Below are 21,861 nucleotides of genomic sequence, written 5' to 3'. Positions count from 1 at the left end.
TGTGATGCTGTTGGAACAGATGTGGTCCTTCATGATTCGGTAGTTTCTACTTGACACCCCGGTAAGATAGGGTATACTGACCCTAGTGAGTGTGTGTGCGGCGGTACTACCAGACCCACACCCAGGAGATACGAAGCGATGGACAAAGAACTGATCTTAGACGTTATCGAACAACACGAAGACGACCGCACAACCGTTACGGTTTACCTGTGGCTGGGTGCTATCTCTCTTCTCTTTCTCTCTGTTGTTCCTTACTTGGCGTTCGCTTGAAAACATGAGCTTGCCCCTTATCAGTCTGCTCGCCCGAATGGAGCGAATGCTTGAATCACAGGTCGAGGAGTGGTATTCTCTCTTCATAAAGCCTAAGGTTGAGGCCGCTACCTCGATGGAAGAACTGAACGAAATCTGGAGCGAAATCTCACGGGCCTGCCGTGACGACGACGGCCAGATTCAAGACTTGCCCGGCCTCCTCAACGTCGAGCGGGCCTTCTCTTACGATGCTATGAGGCAAAAGCTCCTATGAGTTACAAGCTAACCCTTGAGTTCGATTCTGAGGAAGCCCGTGATGCTGTCCTTGGATTCTTTTCTGACGGTGGTGGTGAGGATGGTGCTCACACCACGCTCGAAATGTGCGGTTTGGATGCACAATTCTGCTACAAAAATGCCTTCCCTGCATGGGGATGGGACGGTCAGGGCGACCCAACCATCGTTGTGAAGACTGAGGAATCGTAATGTATCCTGGTACCAGAGAAGCCCTAGCGGGCGAGCGTTAGGAATAAACAATGTCTGATCTCATGGACGAACTAGGCGGACAGCTTCCCACAAAAGGAACGAAGTTCCGCACCAAGGCCGAACTCGAAACTGACACCGATGGCTTTCTCGTAAAGTCTACCTACACCGCAGACCGTACGCCCAACATTGAGGTTACGTACTACGGCTGGGTTCCTGGTGCTGGTGGCGACATCTGGTGGATGGAGCACGAGGATGGTACGATTCAAGCTTACTGTTACACGGAGCTTGAAAAAGCCACTTGACTTAGACGGTAACGACGCTATACTGGAGGCACTATGCCGAATCACGTAACCAACCGACTCAGTATCGAAGGCACCCGCGAACGTCTGGATGCCGTCAAGGCCCAGGTGGCTGGCGACGAACAACCCTTCGACCTCGATCAGATTGTGCCTATGCCTGCGGATACCCTTAGGGGTAATCTCTCGCTGGACGATCAACGCCGCAACCCGAACAACTGGTATGACTGGTCTTGTGCCAATTGGGGCACGAAATGGAACTGCTACGACGTATCAGTCGATGTAGACGACGAGGGGCTACTCGTTTACCGTTTCGATACGGCCTGGAGCCCGCCGCTCCCGGTGCTTGGGAAGCTGTCTGCAATGTTCCCCGACCTGCATTTCCGCGTCGAATACTTCGATGAGGGCTGGGGATTTGCTGGCTCGACCTCACTCGTCAATGGCGAGGCCGTGGACGAAACAGAATTGGAGTGTGATACCGAGAACCCCGAATTCCGGGAAATGTGTGTCACCCTCAAGGGATACGATCCCGCCGACGAAAACGAAGAATAGCTTGACATAGCCACTAACGAGAGTATACTGAGTCATGGAATGGGAACAACAGTTTGCACGTAAGTTGTGCAACAACCACACCGGACCCGATTGTGCTGAATGTCAGCAGTACATTCAGATTCTACAAAAACACAGAGCCCAACTATGCCGAACCACGTACAGGAAGCTCTGATTAGACTGCACGCTTACGAGCCGTGCATCATCACTACCGACGAGTACGAAGCTATCCGTCGTGATCTTGAAACACGTCTCTTGGTAGACGACCCGCAACCCGGTGACCGCATTCTTGCTAAGCTGCTACTTGAGCACGAAAGCCGTTACCACGAGTGCAAGCTGCGAAACGAACAATGAACTACCACGTCCTTTATGTCAAAAGTGGCATCCTGCAAACCAGGAGTTTCGTGTCAATGACCGAGGCTCGCAATTTTGCTGACCATGAATGTCCTGGTCAGTTCTCAATCGTGAGTGGATCAATCGTGAAAAGTGCTTGACAAACCACAACACGAGGATATACTGTAACTATGAGACGACAACTTCAACGACTGTCCGCCGACGACAGCTTCGACCGCAACTTCGACCGCATTGGTCGTCAGGTCGATTCCACCTTCCGGTTCGCCAAGTTCTTCGCTGTTGGGGCCATCCTCATCAACTTGGCACTTGCGGGCGGCCTCATCTACCTTCTGTACGCCGCTGCTCAGTGGCTCATGGCAAACGCATAATGGAAGACCTCGAATACGAAAGCAACGACGGTATCAGCATTGGTACTGCTGTCACCCTGCCCGATGGGCGGTTCGCCAAGGTCACTGATCTCTACTTCAAGGGACCGGCTGACGACGACCACTACTTCGCCCAAGTCCTAACCACGGACGAAGAAAGTATCCAGGGGATCCTGGTCTCAGACCTACGGGTGGGACTACAGCGGTGACTTCGCCTCCGGACATGGACCTGGAGCCCGTTGGGGATCTACCCTCTCCGTGGCAACGTCGGCTTGAAAAGACAGCCGAGCACGCCTATAGGGTTGGCCTGTGGCGAGGGTTCAAGGTAGGCATCTGGTTCTGCGTCTTCGCATGGTTCGTTACGTTTGGATTGTGGTGGCTCTACACCACACTGACACAAGGATAAGCAAATGGCTAGAGGAGCTTGGTATCGACTGCAACGCCTGACCGAAACGCCGCGAGCGGTGACTTACGATGCTGTCCGCAGCGTCCCGCGTGCTGGCTGGTTCCTGTTCGGCTTCCTGTTCCCGTTCTTCTTGTGGCAGATCACGAAATGACCAGGATAGTCGTAACAAAACGTAGTCACGATTACCACGCTTGCGTGGATGGCATCCCCGGTGTCTGGGATTGTGGCAAGACGAAGGACGCAGCGATTGGTGCTCTGCTACGTACGCATCCCGAGTATTTCGATATCGAGATTGCGGGCCAGCATACTCCAGCCAAGACTGGAGGCATGACGCTACAGGAATGTGTCGATGCTCTGGAAACGTACGGAAGCGACCAAGATCCGATTACCTATAAAGGTAAGGAAACCACTCCGCGTGATCTTGTGTACGAGCTAGATACACACACGCCCGCCAAGAATGTCCGTATCGATTACTACAGGACTGATCGCTGGGTTCTCAATGGTACGATTACGGGAATGCTTACTGACCGAATGAAGATATGCAGCGAGTAGCCAATTTCATTCCCTGTCTCATATTTGCGGCGGGGACTTTCTTCCTTATCCATAAGGGCGGCCACAATGCCCTTATCTTTTTCGGCGGCGTTGCCACGTTTCTGACTGGCTGTGCTGCAATGGACAACGGAGACGAATCATAATGCAAGTACAAGCTGAATGCTCTGCCTGTAGTGGCACCGGACTCTACTGTGGCTTCGCTGAACCGAAAGGTACTGCCGTTATCTGTAGTCGGTGTAGAGGTACGGGGTGTCAGACCATCGACTACAAGCCGTTCACTCAACGTAAGCGTAAAGCTGGAGTGCAGCGTGTCATGGGCGACGGTGGACTGTGGATGACTCGCACTGGAAACGAACAGACAATCTCTGTGGACGAGTTTTACTCGAAAGGCTAATGCCCACTTACGAATACGAGTGCCGTGAGTGCGGAGCACGAACAGAGTTCTTCCAGAACATCACGGAGGGAGCTAAGCGTAAATGCCCTGATTGTGGCCGACTCAGGCTGAAACGCTTGATAGGAAAGGGAAGCGGTATCATCTTTCGCGGATCGGGGTTTTACGAGACTGACTACAAACGGAAGAAAGATCCCGGCAACGGGGCTTGACATACACGGAGACGACGGTATAATGAAAGCGACTGACGAGAAGGCGATCTTCCGTCAGTTGGAGAGTGATCTCATGAGGGCTGAGGCGGTCGTACAGGCCGCATCGGGCTCGCGTAAGCTGCACGAGCCAACTGTCGATATCCATAGAGGACAAGCCATCGCCCTCAAGAAAGCACTCTACCTGCTTGAAACCAACCCGCCGAGACCAATCGAGATCATCAAGGACCACACGGTCACCGTATCTTGGCGAGTCTTCTTCCTAATCGTGACCGTCGCAGCAATCATCCTATGAAAATCCTGATCCTCGAAGACGACGAGAATCGCATTGCGACCTTCATGGAGAAGCTGCCGACGTGGCAGGACGTTACGTGCGTCACCACGGCAGAGGCGGCCATCGAGAAGCTGTCCACCGAGGAGTTCGCTGTCGTTTTCCTTGACCACGATCTCGGCGGCGAGGTCTACGTCGATCCCTCCAACCCGAACACCGGCAGCGGTGTGGTGCGGTGGATGCTGCAAAACGTCGAGACTGTTCAGGATCCTGATATCGTGATCCACTCGATGAACACTCCTGCCGCTTTGGCAATGGAGCAAGACCTAAAGGGTAAGTACGGATTCGTTTGGCGGATCCCCTTTCCTACGCTTGTGACCAACTACCTGAACGATCCCTCTTTTCTGCGTTAGTAATGAAGTTCCTGATTCTAGGAGATACCCACGCCTTTTGGCACGAGACCAACGTGACCATTGCTAAGGCTATTCGTCAACACCCGGACATTACTCATATTGTCCAGGTAGGCGACTTCGGCTATGGTGATTGGACTGGTGGCAAGCCGTTCAAGCCAAGCAAGGGATTCTTCTCTGACGAGGAATTGGCTATCTACAATGCCGCTGAAAAGATGTGGATTGATGGCAACCACGAAGGCTTCGATCAACTAGAGGCTGATGGTGGTGCTTGGCAACCGGGCTGGACCCACATGCCTCGCGGCAGCGTTCTCGAAGTGGACGGCATTCGCATGATGTTTTTCGGTGGGGCAAGCTCCATTGATAAGCATATGCGTACCGAAGGCAAGTCGTGGTGGCACCAAGAGGATATCACCATGCGACAGATTCAAGAGACACTTGATACTGTCGAGGGACCTATCGATGCTCTCTTCACTCATGAGCACGCGGGCTGTATTCCTTACTCGGATGATCGTTACAAGCACGATCACCTTCCTAGTAAGGGAAACAGGCAGCTACTAGACGTGCTGGTTGACCGTTACCAGCCTGACTACTGCTTCTTTGGACACCATCACCACGCCGACCAGGGCACGGTGGGCACGATGGAATGGTATTGCTGCCCGATCATCGAGACGTACTGGTACACGATTTGGACCGGCTACTCGGTGCAAACTCACTGGAGAGAAAATGGGTAAACCGATTACTCCTATGGTAGTGGTGGACACCATCATCGAAGTCGATGGCGGCATCGTTCTGATCAAACGTAAGAACTTTCCCCACGGCTGGGCACTACCGGGTGGCTGCGTGGACGTAGGAGAAACCTGCGAAGCCGCAGCCATCCGTGAAGCCGAGGAAGAGACCGGCCTCAAGGTCGAGAACGTCGAATTCCTTGGTATCTACGATGATCCTGACCGTGACCCTCGCGGCCATGCCGTGAGTGCTGCCTACATCTGCACGGCGAATGGTACACCAGTCGCGGCTGACGATGCGGTGGACTCGAAAGTGGTCAACCCGCACGACGTTGGCGACCTCTGCTTTGACCACAACGTTATCATCCGTCACTATCTCGTATGGAAAACGTGTGAGGAATCACTATGAGAAAATACATGGCACGCAGGCTGTCTAGTGCAGGCATCCTCACCTTCAAAGAAAAGCATGGGGACCGCTATTTCGTCTGTAATACACCTGAGGATTATTGCAAGGCAGCAATGAAGATCCTCAAGGAACGTGCCAGCGAGAAGTTCTGCTGGTATTACGACGATCCCAAAGATCCCGACACCGGACTGACGCGGGCCAAAGAGATTATCGAAACGAACGACCTCGAAGCAGCCTTCGAGTTTTTGGACCTTCGCTCCGATTGGGAGTATGAAGGAATGGACATCGAGTACCCTGAAACATACTGATATGCTGAATCCTAACATCAATCTGCTCGCCTTTGGCACCGACTCGTACAAGGTCAGCCATTGGGCATTCTATCCCGAGGGCACGACCCTCGTGTATTCCTACGGCGAACCCCGCAGCGGCGGCATGTTCCCGACTGTGACCTTTTTTGGTTTGCAGTATGTCCTCTCGCATCTTGAGGGTGAGTTCGTGACGACCGAACGCATCGATGAGGCCGAGGAGATTGCCAACGCCCACATGGGTCCTGGCGTCTTCAACCGTGCGGGCTGGGAGTTCATTCGGGATAACTTCAATGGACGCCTGCCTCTGCGAGTGCAAGCCATCCCCGAGGGTCTGACCGTCAACGAGAGCAACTGCCTCTACACGATCCAGAACCTTGGTGGCGAAGAGACCAAGTGGTTGACCAACTGGTTCGAAACCATTATCTCTATGGCGTGGTATCCCACGACCGTCATGACTGCCAGCCGCGAGGTTCGCAAGATCATCGCCAACTACCTTGACCTTACGGGTGATCCGGCTGGTCTGCCGTTCAAGCTGCACGACTTCGGCTACCGTGGCGTGACGTGCATCGAGCAAGCTGCCATCGGTGGCGGTGCTCACTTGGCTACGGGTGCGATGGGCACGGACACGATGATCGCCCTCGACTTCCTGCGACGGTACTACGATGCCTACATGCCGGGATTCAGCATTCGTGCGACCGAGCACTCGATCATGACCGCTCGTGGCGTCGAAGGCGAGGCCGACGTTGTGCGTCAAGTCCTGGACAATACTCCTAACGACCAGATGGTCGCTATGGTGGGTGACTCCTACGACATGATTGCCTTTATCGAGGAGATCCTGGCTCTCCCTGACATCAAGGCTCGCATCGAAGCTCGCACGGCTCCGGTTATCATCCGGCCTGACTCTGGCACGCTGCCGAAGATCGACGTGGATGTCTTCCGTGCTCTCGAAAGAGTGTTCGGCTCGTCCTTCAACGATAAGGGCTTTGCTGTCCTTCCCGACTACGTTCGCATGATCCAAGGCGACGGTATCAAGTGGACGCCCGTGAAGTGCGTCTCTGGTACTGCCTGGGTCCACACGGTTGAGCTTATCCTTCAAGCTTTCCTTGAGGAGCGTATCTCTGCCGACAACATCGCTTTCGGTAGTGGCGGCGGACTGCTCCAGCAATTCGACCGCGACAGCCAGCGATTCGCTATCAAGTGCTCGTACGCGGAACGCGATGGCGTCGGCTACGAAATCTTCAAGCGTCCTGCTACTGATCCGACGAAGAACTCGAAGCGTGGACGCCTGGGTGTCATGCCCGATGTTGATGGTGAACTCATTACGGTTTCCGAAGAGGAAGCTGGCGAGTTCAACCTACTACGCGACGTGTTCTACAATGGCATTCGCATGAACCTCATGACTCTTGAAGAGGTCCGCAGTAACGCGGCTCTGCCGCAAGCCGAAACGGTCTGATGGAAGCCTTCTGTGATAGACTAAACCAATCTTCGTGGCGTGGTAACGTCACGGAGGTTGGTATCGGGTTGGAGTTTAGCTCACGGTATCTCAGGGTACCTGGAGCCTCCAGAACGATCCTTAGTGTCGATTGCCCTTACGATGATCTATCACGCCCTCATGATATGCGGGCTATCTCGCTGGACAACGCTCGTCGTCTAGCACAAAAAGCCTTAGGCCATACTCATATCCAAGAGGGGCAAAATCCTGAGACCCTGTTCGGTCTCGCTATCACGGGGGCACACTACCAGAATCGTGAGTCGCACGCCTTCATCTACATTGCTACTCCCAAGTGGGATGCCTACATGCACATTTCGATTGCCGCCAACAGCAATAGAGAGTGGGTGGGCCGCATCGTCAGCGAGCGAGTGCAATGGCTTATGGAAGGTGCTTTGCTTGGTGTGTCAAGTTGGCAACAGCATATCGAAGACATTGGTGATTCGCTTGAAACACACAATATCGATATCTTGTATGCTCCCGGCGTGTCGGACGTGGAACGGCTCATGCTGTTGCGACCCGGCAACCCGCTTGCATTCCACAATGGAGAGTTCCGTCGCGTAACTGACGTGGTGCGTACGTTCCCGATGGTCTACCCCGGTGCATTCAACCCGCCGACCAAGGAACATCTAAAAGCCACAGCACTATTCGAGATATCTCAGCAGCATTACTACAAGGGTGGGCTGTCGATTGAAGACGTGCTCCATCGTATGCGTATGCTGGACCTGGAAGGTAAGCCGGTCCTACTAACGCAGGCTCCTCGCTTCATCGACAAGTACAGAGTGCTCAAGCGGTACAGTCCCGATGAGCAATTCATCTTCCTGGTGGGGATGGACGCTTGGAACATGACGATTCCGCATCACCAATATCCCAGCGAGCGATGGCTACATGAACAGATGCCCGACGTTGAGTTCTGGATCAAGCCTCGCGTGGGCGTTGAGCTTTACGAAAACGGTGTCTCGAAACACCTAACGTATAAGGTGCTGGAGGGCGAGGGCTCAGAGATCAACTCAACGGCAGTACGTGAGGACGACGCCTCACACAATCACGAATACCTGACGCCCCTGGTGGCAGAGTACATCCTTAGACAAGGACTATACAGCAATGGACAAGTCAAGCTTGGGTGATCGCATGAAAGGGTACGAGCACGCTGCTCGTGCCGTCCTGACTCGACGTACGCCTGTTATCCTACGGGTGGATGGTCGAGCGTTCCATACGTTCACTCGTGGATTCAATGAGCCCTTTGATGCCATCTTGCACAACGCGATGGTCGCCACCGCCAACGCTCTAGTAAAAGAAATCCAGGGGGCTAAGGTGGCGTACGGGCAGAGTGATGAGATCTCCGTACTCATTACTGATTATGACACTCTGACCACAGACGCTTGGTTTGGCTACGGTATTCAAAAGATGGTGTCCATCGCGGCGTCGGTAGCTACGATTGTCTTCAACGATGCTATCGGTGAGTATGGACAGCCGCACGGCTCTGTCCGTCGCAAGGCTGCTGCACAGTTTGATGCTCGCGTCTTCAATCTACCTAAGGAAGATGTCGTAAACTATTTCGTGTGGCGACAGCAAGACGCTACTCGTAACTCAATTCAGATGGTGGCTCGCTGCTACTTCTCTCATGGTCAATGCCATAAGAAAAACACGGATGAGCTACAAGAAATGCTTATGTCTGAGTGTAGAGTAAACTGGAACGACACTCCGACGCACTTCAAGCGTGGCTTTTGTGTTGTGGGGCCGGATACTCCGGATCGGGAAATCCCCATCTTCACTCAGGATCGGGAGTATCTCGAAAGATTTGTGCATCCCGACTTGCCTATCCTGCGATAGAGGCTATACTGTCAGTGTCATGGACGAACGCATCGAACAGATCCTCCGGAACTTCAATTTCCGGGCCTGCCACGAGCACATGCTACACGTCAACTGGACATGGGGCATGGGGACAAACGCCCACGTACCTTCTGTGCGTCGGCTCATGCAGGAGGCCAAGAGCCTCCTGGAGCAAGCGGCAGCCAATGAACGTCCGAACACTAGTGTTTCTTGCGGTGGCTTTCACGCTCATAAGTGGACGTGGGACGACGGCGAAGAACTCGAACTCATCTTTTCTGTAGAATCTTGGGACGCAGCCTAATGGGACAATACTACTACGTCGTGAACGTTGACAAGAAGCAGTACCTTCACCCGCACCGCATGGGCGATGGCCTCAAGCTTATGGAATTCGGTTCCTCTGCTGACGGCACCATGATGGGGCTGGCCGTACTCCTGGCGGACGGCAATGGTCGAGGCGGCGGCGATCTTCACTCCGACCATCCGATCATCGGTTCCTGGGCGGGTGACCGTATCGTCATTGCTGGCGATTATGCTGACGACGGCAACCATGTTGATCCTGAAATGATCACCGTGGAACTCATTGCAAAAGCCAGAAAAGACAGGATGCTGGAAGACGACGAGGAGACCGGCGACTTCAACTTGTACCAAGTTGCCATGTACTCTTTCGAGGATGTCTCAGCACGAGTGCGAGACGCACTGGCTGGCGACTATTGTGGCGAGCAGATGAGGCCCAGCATCGGCGGCTGAAAAATCCGAAATCAGCTTGACATCTGGCCTTGTGGAGCTATAATGTAACTACACAAGGCGGGGACGCCACACACGTCCCCACAACACACAACGGAGAAACATGAAGATTACCGAAGACCAACGGGTTGCCGAACGATCCGGCACGTTCCAGGAGCAGGGATTCCGCATTGCGGCCAACGCTGGTGCGTTCGAGATCCTGTCGTCCAAGCTCTACACCGATGTCATTACTGCCATCATTCGTGAGCTTTCGACCAACGCAGCGGACGCTCACACGATGGCTGGCCGCGAGGACATGCCGTTCGACGTTCATCTGCCGAACTCGATGAACCCCTACTTCTCGATTCGGGACTACGGCGTTAGCCTTAGCGAAGAACAGATCATCAACGTCTACACTGTCTACTTCGAGTCGCTGAACCGCGAATCCGAAGTCACGACGGGCGGTTTCGGTCTTGGCTCGAAATCTCCTTTCGCTTACACAGATATGTTTGCGGTAACTGCTTACCTGAATGGCAGAGCCCGCACTTACTCTGCTTTCAAGGAAAACGGAGAGCCCCGCATCGCCCTTCTCACCGACGAGCCCACCGAAGAGGCCGATGGCATCGAGGTCCGCATGGACATCAAGCCCGGTGACGAGTGGGAATTCAAAACGAAGGCCGAAAAGGTTTATCGTTTCTTCCGCGTCAAGCCGAACCTGACCGGAGCGGTGATCGAATTCCCCGACCCCAAGCCCGCCATGACTGGCGACGGCTGGGAGATCTACAACGGGGACGCCCAAGCCGCTGGCAAGGTCAGCGTGGTTATGGGTAACGTTTGCTACCGAGCCGACCGTGGCAAGTTCACGCACAAGCTGGGACGTGAGGGTGAGCTTGTTCTCCACGTTCCCGTTGGCGAGTGTCAGCCCGCCATCAGCCGTGAGGAGTTGCAGTACAATGACGTTACTGTTGCTTACCTCCAGGCTCGTATCAACGACGCCCAAGATGCTGCGATCAAGGAAATCCAGGATTCCCTGGGCCACTGTGATACGCTGCTCGAAAAGCTGATCGCTCTCAAGCAATTCACTAACCTCTTGGAGATCCCGGTGGTCGGCAAGGCGGTTCCTGCCGAACGCAAGGACACCTACAAGCTGCTCAAGCTGGAGCTTCGTCGCGGCGACAAGCTGTTCGTCGGCTATGATCGCTTCAACGACAGTCTGCGTCCTAGTGCGACTACTCGTTACGTCTTTGTCGAGGCGGACGTGGAAGACACCGGCAAGATTCGTCAGAAGCTCAAGAACAACCTGCGTCACTGGATCCGCACGCAGCGGGACGCTGATCGTCAGGCTGGTCGCCAATCGGCTGTCTACTACCTTGCGGTTATCGAAAAGCCCCAGCGTTTCGCCAAGATCCTCGGCAAGCCCGCGATCAAGCTTACGGAAATCCCGGACGCTCCTCGCAATCACAATGGCGGCGGTGCTGGCGGCACTCGCACTTTCGTCAAGGAACTCAACTGTGGGTACCGCGACCGACTGAGCGAGAAGTGGAAGAGTATCGACTCTGACGACGTGGTTACCGATAAGGCAATCGCTGTCAAGCGTAAGGGGTACAAGGTTGTCTGGAACGGCTACGAGCAAGATCCCTCCCAAGTGGAGCGTATCGCCAACAGCCTTGGCTACGACACGGTGTACGGTCTGCCCTGCAACCGTTACGAAAAACTCCGCGAGGAGCTTGACCTTCCGGACCTGGAGACGCAAGCCCGCTCGCACATGGAAACCTTCGTGAAAACCGCAGATGATTTCACGCGAGCCGTCATGGAGCACGGCAACCACCGGGGCGACTACGACGGTGCTTTCCTCCAGGCAATCGATGGTCTTTCCGATACCTGCTCGAACTTGGTGCGGTTCCTCAACACTGAGAACCCGCCGCGAGAGTGGAGCCAACTTATTTCACAGTTTGGGCTTGACATGCCCGCTTCCGTGAACTATACTGACGTGTTCAAGACCACCTATCCGTTGGTGGCAAGTATCAACCTTCGCTACGCAGAACTTGACGATGTTCTGGAATACATCGTCCTCAAGGAGACCAAGTAATGAATTTTCGCAACCTCTTCCGTCGCGGTGGCTCTGATGAGCAACCGCAACCGCAAACCGACACCGTGGCTGAGAAGCCGCCGATGATCATTAGCCCGGACATGAACATCACCATCGTCCTGGATGGTCAGGCTCGCTCTGTCGCTGCGAACCATCCGAACCACAACCTTGTCCTGGAAGCGATCCGCGAGGAACGCTGGGGCGACCTGGAGAACCTTGTCGAGATCCCGAAGGCGATCCAGACGTACTCCGAAGGCAACGTCACCGTCAACGAGAACGGCGATGTCTTCTTCGGCGGCGAGCAGGTTCACTCGACCATCGCTGAGAGGATCACGATGTTCTTCCAGCAAGGTCTGGACTTCCGCCCCCTGGTTGCCTTTATGGAAAACCTGATGGCGAACCCCAGCCGCCGTGCTGTCGAGGAGCTTTATGGCTTTCTCGAAAACGAGGGCATGGCCCTGACCGACGACGGCTGTTTCGTGGGCTACAAGGGAGTCAACGCCGACTTCACCGACCGTCACTCTGGGCAGTTCGACAACTCGCCCGGTACGGTACTGGAAATGGCCCGCAACCTTGTGGACGACGATGCTCGTCGCTCCTGCTCCAACGGCTTCCACGTCGGCTCGCAGCGATACGCTGCCTCCTGGGCCACGTCCAGCGGTCGTCTCCTGCTCGTCAAGGTCAACCCGGCAGATGCCGTGAGCGTGCCCTACGACGGAGCCGAGAAGCTGCGGGTATGCCGCTACGAGGTCATCCGTGAGGTCGAAAGGACTGACATTCTCCAGGCTCCTCTGTTCGCAGCGGACCCGCTGAGTCAGGCCGAGGCCGAGGCTGCCGAGGAAGAGGATCCCTTCGACAACTGGCTCGATGAGGACGAAGAGGAAGACCTCTACGACGACTACGAGGACGACGACACGCCGTTCTAAACCGTAAGCTGATCTCCTTGTGTGGGCAGGGCGGCATCCTCGGGTGTCGTCCTGCTTTTTTCGTGATTTCAAAGAAATCACGATTTTGTGGTTGCCGCACACCGAAACTTGTGTATAATGTAGTACCTGAAAAGGTGAACGGCCCGGCAGCTTGCTGGTGGGTCGCTCTTTTTTTCGGGAATCCACTTGACCTTTCCACCTGGGAGGGTATAATGGAACCATCACCGCAGAGCGGCGATGTAAGCCCGGTCGATAAGTCAGCGACCATTGGGGGGCGAAACCCTGGCTAGGCCGCGAGGCTGATGCGACAACTCGGGATCACCTTCAACTCGGCGGCCCTGCTGCCGAGGAGTGGTATCGGACTGCCACCCGGCTCCGCATTCCGTCGAGGATTCCTCGATGGTCTAACGTTGCACCGGGTTAGCGAACAGCGGCAGCCGCCTAGCTAACGGCACGAAACCACAAAGGAATATGTCCGCGTTCTCCGGACATTGAAAACCCCATGCTTTCTTTTCGACTAGCTGGGCTGGGGCGGTAAGTCGGTCACCTTCGGGTGGGCCGCACGATAGAGAAAAGCTCGTTGATTCTCGGGCCAGTGTCTACTGGAGCGGGGATCGCTAGGCGGGTGAGTGTAGGGAAGGACAGTGACGTGTCCGAAGTACACGATTGGGTCAAGGCAAGAGGCCGTAAGTCACTACGGGAGTTCTGCTTAGGCTAGAGCGGTTTTGTTCATTTACCGGAACAACAGCGAATGGTAACATTGTTGAAAATGGATCTTAGGAAAGCAGCGTCGTGCTGTAAAATGGAAATGTGTAGGGCAGAAGCGTCTCTAGCCAATCCTGAAAGGGAGCGGCAGTCCCGCGAGGGGTAGTACGGAGAATGTCCTAAGCATTCGAAGTGCTACGTGTAACTGCGGAGGGGTTGATCGCTCATTCCAAAGGATCACAGATTGAACTACACATTATGTCTTGCTGTTGAGAGTCGAGAGGCAACAACAGAGACGAAGCCCGTGAGGTAGCTAATCCCTACATTCACAGACGCCTAATCACGTATATGACACGTACATATCGGCGGTCACGGGTGCTCCCCTTCGGGGGAAAGTGGGTGAGAGCTTGTGATAGCCCCAATTCGTACAACGTCGTAGTATACCGTTATGGAGACGGCCCTGGCTGTAACCCAGGCGGCCTTCGGGCCTCGCTGTGTTCGATCCACAGATGCGGCACCAAACATCCATCTTCCGACAGATGAAAAACCGCCCTGCACGGGGAAGGCTGGCGTAGACGTGCGTGAGCCGCCGTGTTGTGTAGAGCTAGGCGGGAGGAAGTTTAGAACACTCGGAGAGCATAGCTGAAAAGCCCAATCTCTCTGGGTCTGCCACGGGGTTCCTGGGTATCAACCAGGACAGGGTAGCACCCTGCGGACGCGAGCGGAGATCATGCCTGCACCGTCCTATTATCGGTAACCAATCCGGTCTGCTGGCTCCGAACATGGGGGCGTCGTCCAATGGGCAGGACGTTCTTAGCTTAGGGGAAGTAATTGCTCTCCGACGCAACCTTGTCGTCCGGACGGCATTGAATAAGGAAAACGGAGGTTCGAACCCTTCCGCCCTCTCTTCCGTTTTGTAGTGTAGCGGTGACTAAGGACGATTGGGTCCTGGTCAAAACCTCCCAATCGAGGTTGAGCACGCCGGGTCGATAGCCCGGAAGGGTGGGTTCGACTCCTGCCGAAACGACCCTTATGCAAAATGCTGACACTCGTAGCATTTTTCAGAAACACGAAAGCCCCGTTGGTGTTCAACGGATAGCATTTCTGGCTTCCAACCAGACGGTGCCGGTTCGAATCCGGCACGGGGCTCCAAAAAATACCCCCGGTCTTCCTTGACATCGAGCGAAGCGAGGGTATAATGAGAGCAGGTAGACGGCGGACCAGCCTAGACAAACCAGCCGTGACTGTAGGAAAGACTGCCGGGGATAGGCTTCAACTTCTTTTTGAAGCAGCCCCCAATTTTATGATAAGACTAATAAAATGATTGCGTGGAATTCGGCCTTGTAAGAGGCCACGGCGTTTCCCACCTTCAAGCATAACGCCCAAGGGGCGGGCAACAGTGCCCGCCTCATACCTCCCAACTCAAAATGAAGTAACAAAAACGAACAGGGACTCGTGAGCCGAACAGTCACCGCTTGCCGCAATTGCCGTGGGCACAGACAATAAAGAGGCCAATCCACGAGCCCTTCTCAACTGGATCGTGCTAAAAGCTCAATGCCCGGTATGTAGGGGAGCGATCCAGGTAAGTCTTGTTGGTGTTAGCGGTAGCATACCAGCGTGCCATGCTGGGGGCGAGGGTTCGAATCCCTCACGAGACTCCAATCCAACGTAGGACTAAGACGTGGTGTAATATGGTAACACGCCTAGCTGAGTAGGGTTCGATTCCCTAAGCTTGCCTATATGACAAGAAGTGGTCTAAGCCGGGAAATGTTGGTTCGATTCCAACCGTGCCTGCGTTCAGTAAAGGGCATCAGTCGCAGAGAGTTGATGTATCACTAGGCTAGTTGTGATCAACACCGTGGTAAACCCAGCCGTGAGGCAGGTACGAGGAATCCTAGTGCGACGACTGGTGCTATCAGGTCATACGAAAGTAGTGAGTGTGCGTACGGCATTCGTGCTTTCTACTGGTGGCCGCAAAACACAAACGATGCGACACTTGGCGTAAATGAAACAGTAATGACTCCGGAGAGTGCCAAGAACAGTAGCGTTTGCTAGGATGATAGTGTAACGGTAACACTCGGGCACCCAGACTGGCCAGTCTTTTTGAAGCCCGCAATCCAGGTTCGAATCCTGGTCATTCGCATACACGGGGAGGCATGTACCGAGGTAGGCGACAGAGCTTTGCAAGCTCCGTGAGGAGGGTTCGACTCCCTCTCTTTCCACCAAACATGGGGCCGTCAATGGTTTCGACGTGTTCAAAGGCCCTCCGGGGAATGCTCACGGACGGGGATTCGATTTCCCCCGGCTCCACCAACCTCCGGTCGTCTACTGGCGTATAGGATGCCACCCTTTCAAGGTGGAGAACCGGGATCGATACCCGGTCGGAGGACCAACCAACCATCGGAGTGTTTCCGATGGTATTATCAACAGGAATTGACATGGACTTTAGTAATACTCCCCCGCTTGACGCGGGCCACATTGCCTTGTTCGACATGGATGAAACCCTTGTCGATTTTCAAGGCCCCTTGCGTGATCGCCTCCTGCTCACGCAGGGACCGGAGGAAGTCTTCCCGTCGAACCTGTGGGACATGCCGGATCATTGGTACCAGAGGGCTCAAGCTATCAAGCGTGAGCCTGGATTCTGGCGAAATCTACCCCGATTGCAATGGGGTTGGGACGTGCTCAATATCTGTCAGGAAATAGGTTACGATATTCACATCCTGACCAAAGGCCCTACGACCGGCCCCCAAGCGTGGGCAGAGAAGGTCGAGTGGGTCCGCGAGCACTTGCCCTCCGCGACTCTACATATCACCGACGATAAGCGTATTGCTTATGGCCGCGTATTCGTTGACGACTATTGGCCCTTTATGGAGCTATGGTTACGTCATCGTCCGCGTGGTCTCGGGATTGTCAACTATGAGTCAAGCAAGCATGAGAATCTTGTGAGCATCCATGATGGTATGGATGTTGTGCGAGAAAGATTGCAAGAAGCGTTTGACATGCCGCTTCGTGACGCTATACTGTAGCCATGAAGATGTATATTCTGGTCCGAGAGTCGGTGGCTCTCGGGTATGCCATGAATGCGGTCGGACACGCCTCGCTGGCGTGCTTCCTGAAATACGCATCCCACCGCGACATGCAGAACTGGCTTGCCAACTCCTACAAAAAGGTCACTTGTAAGGTGACTGACGAGGAACTGACGGCAGCCATGCACGCAGCAGATAATCACGTTGTCATCACTGAGAGCGTGCTCGGACACGAGACCGTTGCGGTCGCGTTTTGTCCTCGAAAGGAATGGCCTGAGTCCTTCGGTGAACTCAAGCTGTACCGATAACAGCCGCCCCTTTAGTATAACGGCTATTATTCCTGTTTTGTAATCAGGGGATGGGGGTTCGATTCCACCCAGGGGGCTCCAAATAGGAGAATGTCATGAATGACCTTATGATTGAAGTTCAGGCCGGTGAAGGCGGCACTGATTCCAAGCTTTTCGTGGACGACTTGTTCCGGGCGTATCTTTAGCCTGTGTGACGAGCACAACCTCAAGGCAACAACGATCCATCAAGCTAAGGGTAAAGTAGGCTTCCAGGTTTCTGGCAAGGGTGCTGCCAAACTCTTCTCGCGTGAAGCGGGCAAGCATGTGGTTCAACGTTGTCCACCTACGGAAAACAAAGGTCGTAGACATACTTCAACCGTTACTGTTTCTGTCCTGGCCCTAGTGCCTGAACGAGAGTTCGCTCTAAATAAACGAGACATCGAGACAAAGACCCAACGGGGACACGGGCCGGGAGGCCAGCATCAGAACAAGACAGATTCCGCTGTCAGAATGGTGCATGTCCCTACGGGAACCACGGTGTTCGTCAACGGCAGGGATCAACATGCGAATCGCCGCGAGGCACGCAGAATCCTCGAAAGCCGTGTTGCGAACATTCACGACTCTGTTCAACGTTCTCAAAGAGCAAAGGCTAAACGGGAACAGGTAGATGGTGGTGGACGCGGCAACAAGATCCGCACCTACAACTTCATCGACGGCAGGGCCGTAGACCACAGGAGCGGCAAGAAAACAAGTAAACTGAAACAAGTCATGAAAGGTCGATTCGACCTCTTGACGTAAGGGCGATTGGTGAAATGGTATCACATCTGTTTTACAAGCAGAGGTCGGGGGTCCGATTCCCTCATTGCCTACCAGAATGATGAAGAAAGAAAAACTACATGAGGCCCTGTGGTTTGCCGTTTCGGCACACGCAGGACAATTCGATAAGGCGGGTTTCCCGTACGTACTACATCCAATCCGCGTGTCGGAAGCTGTCGAAAGCGACGAAGAGAAGATTGTTGCCCTACTGCACGACGTAGTAGAGGACACCGATGTCACTTTGGCACAGGTTTATGATCGCTTCGGTGGTCAGATTGCACAGGCAGTCTTGGCAATCACTAAACAGGAAAAATCTGGCGGCTCTGAGACCTACCGCGAGTATCTTGATCGGATTCGAGAGGAACCGATTGCTGTTGCGGTGAAGCTCGCAGACATGGCCGACAACTCACGTCCGGAACGGATCGCCGGGTTGTCTGTCCAAAAGCAAGTGCGACTGGTCGCCAAGTACGCGAGAGGCCGACACTACCTCCTAACGGGCGAGTGGTACGACAGCAATAACCTCGATCAAGTGATCAAGGACGGATATCGCAGGTAGTGTATTTTTATGCTGAGTCACGCCAACGTGACCACTGTTGTAAGTTCTAACAGAAGGACATAAAATGAAACTGCTTGCAGCAACGCTACTCGTTCTCTTCTCCTCTTTTGCAGACGCTCAGGTCGGTCGGTTTGCCGTAACGCATGACGGCAACTTCCACGACAAGGATGACATCGGAGCTATCGCAATGGTCGAAGCTCTTGTCTGGAAAGCAGGAGCACAAGACTCTCTCGTTTACCTCAATCACAGTAATCACATTGGGGCAAACGATCCTGAAATGCACTTCGACATGCGTTTGAGTGCGAACCGTGCGGCTTGGTTGTACGGCATTGACCGAAACAAAATCTTCGATGGCTTCCTGGACCTCCGAAATTCAGTTCTGGATCTCGCGGCACAGATCGACGCCTCGACGGCAGCCGATAGGCTGACAATTATTCAAGCTGGTCCGTGGGAACTCATGGCACTGGCCTTCGACTGGTCCGATCCGGCGAAGCATCAGTATGTCGATATCCTGTCGCATAGTAACTGGAACGACAACCATCAGCACTTCCCCAGCCACAGAAACAAAGATAGCTTTTTCGATCAGTATGATCCGGGTGGAAAGTGGGATGGCGTGACGCCTCCTGGCTACACGAAGATCGATGATCAAAACGGTTATGCTTTCAAGTCCAGCCTTGGTGCTTGGTCTTGGATGAGTGCTTCGCTCGAAACTTGGTTCGTGCTGCAACGCACAGCCGACTCTGGCTTTGCACAGGGCGATATGTCGGACGCTGGTATGGTATTCTACTACCTGACTGGCGAAGAACACCCGACCATGCAAGACATCCGAGATTTCTTCGAGCTATAAGGGGGCAAGTAGCGGAATAATGTAATGGTAACATGCGACGTTCTGAGCGTCGTCTTCTGGGTTCAAGTCCTAGTTCCGCTACCAACATTGGGATGTAGTGTCAATGGTAACACGTCTGACTGTTAATCAGAAATTGCAGGTTCGAGTCCTGCCGTCCCAGCCAGTACATTCATGGATGGCCGAGTGGTCGAAGGCGAGGGGCTGTTAACCCCTTAGGAGTAATCCTCACCCTAGGTTCGAATCCTAGTCCATGAGCCAAACAACAGGGAGTACGTCAGTGGTCAGACTGCCTACTTTGGAAGTAGGAGGACGCAGGTTCGAATCCTGCCTCCCTGACCAATCATGGGGAAGTAGCAGAATAGGCATATGCCGGGGGCCTAAACCCCCTGTGTCCTGTGGGTTCGAATCCCACCTTCCCTACCACAGCAAGGAAGCGAATGCAAATTAGGGTAATCGGAAGAGGCCCCAAAAAGGCCGAAGTCATTGTGATCGAAGAAACCACGTACGGTAAGACGTACACGACCCGACATCTACTGCTCAAGAATGGTCAGTGGAAAGACAACTACGGTAACTACTACGATGAATCGCTATCTCATATACGATCCTGAACGAGACTCCTACGTCAAGATGACCAACGGCGGCTGGATGTCGGGGTTTGAGGCGGAAGCAGTAAACAGTTACGGATCACTCGAAGAAGCACGAGAAGACATCAGGCCGTTCGATAGCCTGAAACAATGCCAAATTGTAGAAGTCATCAAGACAATCGAAATCGTGAAACATTGGGAATTGGTGTAATCGGCAACACTCTGGCCTCATAAGCCAGCACTCCGGGTTCGAGTCCCGGATTCCCGACCAAAATTCCTCGGAACAAACTTGACAAGTCAGGGTTTCGAGAGTATGGTGTCTATGGTGTAATGGTAGCACACTTGCTTGTGACGCAAGCGGCCTGGGGTCAGTACCCAGTAGTCACCCCAAAACAATCCTATGGAAAAGCAATGTAGGGAATGCGGCAGCTTTGCTGTCTACGAGGATCAAGACCTCTGCGATACCTGTTGGGATCGTGTTGTAGACGAAGCTGCACCGCCGACGCTCTGTGCCATTTGTGGTGTAGAGATCCAAACCTGTGAAATCTGTGAAGACTGTGCTGAGCAGATCGACACAGAAGGCATCGATCCGTATGAGGAATACGGTTACGACCATCCGTGGGAAATTGAAAAAGACATGGGCCTGTAGTATAACAGAGAGTACGTGGGGCTACGAACCTCAAGATGAGGGTGCAATTCCTTCCGGGCCTACCAAAACATGCCGCTCTGGTGTAGAAGTCTGCACGCCTGTTTGAAAAGCAGGGGGGCTAGGAGCGTTACCTAGGGGCGGCACCAAACAACACAATGAATCTACCTACTCTATATCACAAAGCCAAGGGCGGCGATCTCCGTCAGTGGCGGGTCTGGTCCGAAGGCGACACCATCTACACTGAATACGGTCAGGTTGGTGGCAAACTCCAAACGAGTGAGAAAATCGCTGAGCCCAAAAACATCGGGCGAAGCAACGAGACCACTCCGGAGGAGCAAGCTCTGTCAGAGGCACAAAGCCTCTGGCAGTACAAGGTTGACCGAAAGTACAGTGAGACGCCGGAAGGTGCCGAGGAAACGCTACCGCTTCCTATGCTTGCTCACGGTTACAAGGGCACGAAAGCCAAGAAATTCGTATGGCCTGGACATACGCAACCAAAGCTCGATGGCGTGCGGTGCTTGGCCGAACGAGACGACACGGATAACGTTGTCCTGACCTCGCGGCAAGGCAAGCCCTGGAACATTCCGCATGTGGCCGAACAGTTGGCTCTGTGGCTTCCTCCCGGCACTACGCTTGACGGTGAGCTTTACGTACATGGCGAGTCCTGCCAGCGGATTACCTCTTGGGCAAAATCGGCTGACCCCAGCGGCAAGTCGTACAAGCCCGAAAGCCTCCAGCTTGTCTATCACGTCTATGATATCCCTAAGGTGAAGGGCGACGACGCTCTCCCCTGGAGCCAACGTGGCGGGATGCTGATGCACTACCTCCAGGAAAGCGAGAACGTGGTGCGTGTTGAAAGCACGCTCGCTGGATCCGAAGATGAACTGTGGACAATCCACGGTAGCTATATCGGTGAGGGATATGAAGGTGCCATCCTCCGAGGGATGGACGGACTCTACCTGTGGGGCTATCGTTCTGCTGATCTCTTGAAAGTCAAACAGTTCCAGGACGCAGAGTTCCGCGTGATCGAAGCACGAGACGGCAAAGGCAAAATGTCTGGCTGCGTCGTGTGGACGTGCATGAACGACGAGACCGAAGGCACGTTTGAATGCACAATGAAGGTTCCGATGGCTGAGCGTCGTCGCATGTACGAGGAGAGGGACCGCTACATGGGCCAGCTTCTAACTGTCCGCTTCTTTGATAGGACGGACGACAACATTCCGCGATTCCCCGTAGGGATCGTGTTCCGGGACGAGATTGATCTGCCCGGATAACCAAAATAGGTCGCTGGTGTATTGGAGCATGACGGATTCCAAACCCGTTGGACAGGGTTCGATTCCTTGGCGGCCTGCCA

General features: G+C 54.1%; 30 protein-coding genes, 17 tRNA genes and 1 other RNA gene. All 48 read left to right on the top strand.

Features of this window, described 5'->3' with window-relative positions; genetic code table 11:
- The first annotated feature begins 138 nt into the window (after positions 1-138).
- The 48 genes from K5880_RS14875 (at position 139) to K5880_RS14650 (ending at position 21,861) form a co-directional block, all read left to right on the top strand.
- Positions 139-270, top strand: a complete 132-nt coding sequence (locus tag K5880_RS14875; protein ID WP_297653762.1) for a hypothetical protein — start codon at positions 139-141, stop codon at positions 268-270.
- Between the two features lie 46 nt (positions 271-316).
- Positions 317-523: a hypothetical protein gene (locus tag K5880_RS14870; protein ID WP_297653760.1), complete on the top strand. Its 207-nt coding sequence runs from the start codon at positions 317-319 to the stop codon at positions 521-523.
- On the top strand, positions 520-732 hold the full coding sequence (locus K5880_RS14865; RefSeq protein WP_297653757.1) for a hypothetical protein: 213 nt from the start codon (positions 520-522) through the stop codon (positions 730-732). The genes K5880_RS14870 and K5880_RS14865 overlap by 4 nt, the downstream gene beginning before the upstream one ends.
- 62 nt (positions 733-794) lie before the next feature.
- Positions 795-1,034 (top strand): hypothetical protein, encoded by a 240-nt coding sequence (locus K5880_RS14860; protein WP_297653754.1) that lies wholly within the window; start codon positions 795-797, stop codon positions 1,032-1,034.
- Between the two features lie 33 nt (positions 1,035-1,067).
- Positions 1,068-1,580 (top strand): hypothetical protein, encoded by a 513-nt coding sequence (locus K5880_RS14855; RefSeq protein WP_297653751.1) that lies wholly within the window; start codon positions 1,068-1,070, stop codon positions 1,578-1,580.
- A 521-nt stretch (positions 1,581-2,101) separates the two neighbouring features.
- The gene (locus K5880_RS14850; protein ID WP_297653749.1) at positions 2,102-2,299 is read left to right on the top strand and encodes a hypothetical protein; all 198 of its coding nucleotides are present in this window, start codon (positions 2,102-2,104) and stop codon (positions 2,297-2,299) included.
- Complete coding sequence (locus K5880_RS14845; RefSeq protein WP_297653746.1) at positions 2,299-2,505, top strand: hypothetical protein; 207 nt, start codon at positions 2,299-2,301, stop codon at positions 2,503-2,505. Before K5880_RS14850 ends, K5880_RS14845 begins: the two co-directional genes overlap by 1 nt.
- Positions 2,506-2,897: 392 nt before the next feature.
- A complete protein-coding gene (locus K5880_RS14840; RefSeq protein ID WP_297653744.1) occupies positions 2,898-3,254 on the top strand; it encodes a hypothetical protein in 357 nt (118 codons plus the stop codon).
- A gap of 393 nt (positions 3,255-3,647) precedes the next feature.
- Positions 3,648-3,857 carry an FmdB family zinc ribbon protein gene (locus K5880_RS23175; protein WP_366883039.1) on the top strand — a complete coding sequence of 70 codons (210 nt, stop codon included), beginning with the start codon at positions 3,648-3,650 and terminating at the stop codon, positions 3,855-3,857.
- Positions 3,858-3,879: 22 nt separating this feature from the next.
- The gene (locus tag K5880_RS14835) at positions 3,880-4,149 is read left to right on the top strand and encodes a hypothetical protein (protein WP_297653741.1); all 270 of its coding nucleotides are present in this window, start codon (positions 3,880-3,882) and stop codon (positions 4,147-4,149) included.
- A complete protein-coding gene (locus tag K5880_RS14830) occupies positions 4,146-4,538 on the top strand; it encodes a response regulator (protein ID WP_297653737.1) in 393 nt (130 codons plus the stop codon). The genes K5880_RS14835 and K5880_RS14830 overlap by 4 nt, the downstream gene beginning before the upstream one ends.
- A gap of 2 nt (positions 4,539-4,540) precedes the next feature.
- Positions 4,541-5,269, top strand: a complete 729-nt coding sequence (locus K5880_RS14825) for a metallophosphoesterase (protein WP_297653734.1) — start codon at positions 4,541-4,543, stop codon at positions 5,267-5,269.
- Entirely contained in the window at positions 5,262-5,672 is a 411-nt protein-coding gene (locus K5880_RS14820) for an NUDIX hydrolase (protein WP_297653731.1), read from the top strand. Before K5880_RS14825 ends, K5880_RS14820 begins: the two co-directional genes overlap by 8 nt.
- 8 nt (positions 5,673-5,680) lie before the next feature.
- Positions 5,681-5,977 carry a hypothetical protein gene (locus K5880_RS14815; RefSeq protein WP_297653728.1) on the top strand — a complete coding sequence of 99 codons (297 nt, stop codon included), beginning with the start codon at positions 5,681-5,683 and terminating at the stop codon, positions 5,975-5,977.
- 1 nt (position 5,978) lies between these two features.
- Positions 5,979-7,430 carry a nicotinate phosphoribosyltransferase gene (locus tag K5880_RS14810; RefSeq protein WP_297653725.1) on the top strand — a complete coding sequence of 484 codons (1,452 nt, stop codon included), beginning with the start codon at positions 5,979-5,981 and terminating at the stop codon, positions 7,428-7,430.
- Between the two features lie 164 nt (positions 7,431-7,594).
- Positions 7,595-8,593, top strand: coding sequence for a hypothetical protein (locus K5880_RS14805; RefSeq protein WP_297653722.1), 999 nt, complete (start codon positions 7,595-7,597; stop codon positions 8,591-8,593).
- A complete protein-coding gene (locus K5880_RS14800; protein WP_297653719.1) occupies positions 8,571-9,299 on the top strand; it encodes a tRNA(His) guanylyltransferase Thg1 family protein in 729 nt (242 codons plus the stop codon). Before K5880_RS14805 ends, K5880_RS14800 begins: the two co-directional genes overlap by 23 nt.
- Before the next feature lie 19 nt (positions 9,300-9,318).
- Positions 9,319-9,600 carry a hypothetical protein gene (locus tag K5880_RS14795; protein ID WP_297653717.1) on the top strand — a complete coding sequence of 94 codons (282 nt, stop codon included), beginning with the start codon at positions 9,319-9,321 and terminating at the stop codon, positions 9,598-9,600.
- Positions 9,601-9,620: 20 nt separating this feature from the next.
- A complete protein-coding gene (locus K5880_RS14790; RefSeq protein WP_297653714.1) occupies positions 9,621-10,046 on the top strand; it encodes a hypothetical protein in 426 nt (141 codons plus the stop codon).
- Positions 10,047-10,146: 100 nt separating this feature from the next.
- On the top strand, positions 10,147-12,111 hold the full coding sequence (locus K5880_RS14785; protein WP_297653711.1) for an ATP-binding protein: 1,965 nt from the start codon (positions 10,147-10,149) through the stop codon (positions 12,109-12,111).
- Positions 12,111-13,037 carry a hypothetical protein gene (locus K5880_RS14780; RefSeq protein ID WP_297653708.1) on the top strand — a complete coding sequence of 309 codons (927 nt, stop codon included), beginning with the start codon at positions 12,111-12,113 and terminating at the stop codon, positions 13,035-13,037. Before K5880_RS14785 ends, K5880_RS14780 begins: the two co-directional genes overlap by 1 nt.
- Before the next feature lie 1,489 nt (positions 13,038-14,526).
- Positions 14,527-14,648: transfer RNA gene (locus K5880_RS14775), tRNA-OTHER, on the top strand.
- A 4-nt stretch (positions 14,649-14,652) separates the two neighbouring features.
- Positions 14,653-14,769, top strand: a tRNA-Ile gene (locus tag K5880_RS14770).
- A 48-nt stretch (positions 14,770-14,817) separates the two neighbouring features.
- Positions 14,818-14,894: transfer RNA gene (locus K5880_RS14765), tRNA-Gly, on the top strand.
- Positions 14,895-15,328: 434 nt separating this feature from the next.
- A tRNA-Gly gene (locus K5880_RS14760) sits at positions 15,329-15,403 on the top strand.
- 487 nt (positions 15,404-15,890) lie between these two features.
- A tRNA-Ala gene (locus K5880_RS14755) sits at positions 15,891-15,967 on the top strand.
- Between the two features lie 5 nt (positions 15,968-15,972).
- Positions 15,973-16,055, top strand: a transfer-messenger RNA (tmRNA) gene (ssrA, locus tag K5880_RS14750).
- Between the two features lies 1 nt (position 16,056).
- A tRNA-Glu gene (locus tag K5880_RS14745) sits at positions 16,057-16,134 on the top strand.
- 46 nt (positions 16,135-16,180) lie between these two features.
- Positions 16,181-16,768, top strand: coding sequence for a hypothetical protein (locus K5880_RS14740; protein WP_297653705.1), 588 nt, complete (start codon positions 16,181-16,183; stop codon positions 16,766-16,768).
- A 2-nt stretch (positions 16,769-16,770) separates the two neighbouring features.
- Positions 16,771-17,076, top strand: coding sequence for a peptidyl-tRNA hydrolase (locus tag K5880_RS14735; protein WP_297653702.1), 306 nt, complete (start codon positions 16,771-16,773; stop codon positions 17,074-17,076).
- 5 nt (positions 17,077-17,081) lie between these two features.
- Positions 17,082-17,157: transfer RNA gene (locus tag K5880_RS14730), tRNA-Thr, on the top strand.
- 14 nt (positions 17,158-17,171) lie between these two features.
- On the top strand, positions 17,172-17,261 hold the full coding sequence (locus tag K5880_RS23170; protein ID WP_366883034.1) for a PCRF domain-containing protein: 90 nt from the start codon (positions 17,172-17,174) through the stop codon (positions 17,259-17,261).
- A complete protein-coding gene (locus K5880_RS14725; RefSeq protein ID WP_366883044.1) occupies positions 17,254-17,853 on the top strand; it encodes a peptide chain release factor-like protein in 600 nt (199 codons plus the stop codon). The genes K5880_RS23170 and K5880_RS14725 overlap by 8 nt, the downstream gene beginning before the upstream one ends.
- A tRNA-Val gene (locus K5880_RS14720) sits at positions 17,854-17,927 on the top strand.
- Positions 17,928-17,929: 2 nt separating this feature from the next.
- Positions 17,930-18,427: an HD domain-containing protein gene (locus K5880_RS14715; RefSeq protein WP_297653696.1), complete on the top strand. Its 498-nt coding sequence runs from the start codon at positions 17,930-17,932 to the stop codon at positions 18,425-18,427.
- A 64-nt stretch (positions 18,428-18,491) separates the two neighbouring features.
- On the top strand, positions 18,492-19,274 hold the full coding sequence (locus K5880_RS14710) for a hypothetical protein (protein WP_297653694.1): 783 nt from the start codon (positions 18,492-18,494) through the stop codon (positions 19,272-19,274).
- Positions 19,275-19,284: 10 nt separating this feature from the next.
- A tRNA-Gln gene (locus tag K5880_RS14705) sits at positions 19,285-19,358 on the top strand.
- A gap of 4 nt (positions 19,359-19,362) precedes the next feature.
- Positions 19,363-19,437, top strand: a tRNA-Asn gene (locus K5880_RS14700).
- 6 nt (positions 19,438-19,443) lie between these two features.
- Positions 19,444-19,532: transfer RNA gene (locus K5880_RS14695), tRNA-Asn, on the top strand.
- 5 nt (positions 19,533-19,537) lie between these two features.
- Positions 19,538-19,613: transfer RNA gene (locus K5880_RS14690), tRNA-Pro, on the top strand.
- Between the two features lie 5 nt (positions 19,614-19,618).
- Positions 19,619-19,697 (top strand) — tRNA-Leu (locus tag K5880_RS14685).
- Between the two features lie 156 nt (positions 19,698-19,853).
- Entirely contained in the window at positions 19,854-20,069 is a 216-nt protein-coding gene (locus K5880_RS14680; RefSeq protein ID WP_297653691.1) for a hypothetical protein, read from the top strand.
- Positions 20,055-20,129 (top strand) — tRNA-Met (locus tag K5880_RS14675). The genes K5880_RS14680 and K5880_RS14675 overlap by 15 nt, the downstream gene beginning before the upstream one ends.
- A 45-nt stretch (positions 20,130-20,174) precedes the next feature.
- Positions 20,175-20,248, top strand: a tRNA-His gene (locus K5880_RS14670).
- 10 nt (positions 20,249-20,258) lie between these two features.
- Entirely contained in the window at positions 20,259-20,507 is a 249-nt protein-coding gene (locus K5880_RS14665; RefSeq protein WP_297653689.1) for a hypothetical protein, read from the top strand.
- Positions 20,498-20,572: transfer RNA gene (locus K5880_RS14660), tRNA-Arg, on the top strand. Before K5880_RS14665 ends, K5880_RS14660 begins: the two co-directional genes overlap by 10 nt.
- 90 nt (positions 20,573-20,662) lie before the next feature.
- Complete coding sequence (locus K5880_RS14655; RefSeq protein ID WP_297653686.1) at positions 20,663-21,781, top strand: hypothetical protein; 1,119 nt, start codon at positions 20,663-20,665, stop codon at positions 21,779-21,781.
- A gap of 7 nt (positions 21,782-21,788) precedes the next feature.
- Positions 21,789-21,861: transfer RNA gene (locus K5880_RS14650), tRNA-Trp, on the top strand.

The organism is Hydrogenophaga sp., assembly GCF_025699295.1.
Taxonomy (GTDB): Bacteria; Pseudomonadota; Gammaproteobacteria; order Burkholderiales; family Burkholderiaceae_C; genus Hydrogenophaga.
Note: the sequence above shows the minus strand (reverse complement) of the source record. Positions and strands in the feature narration are given on the sequence as shown.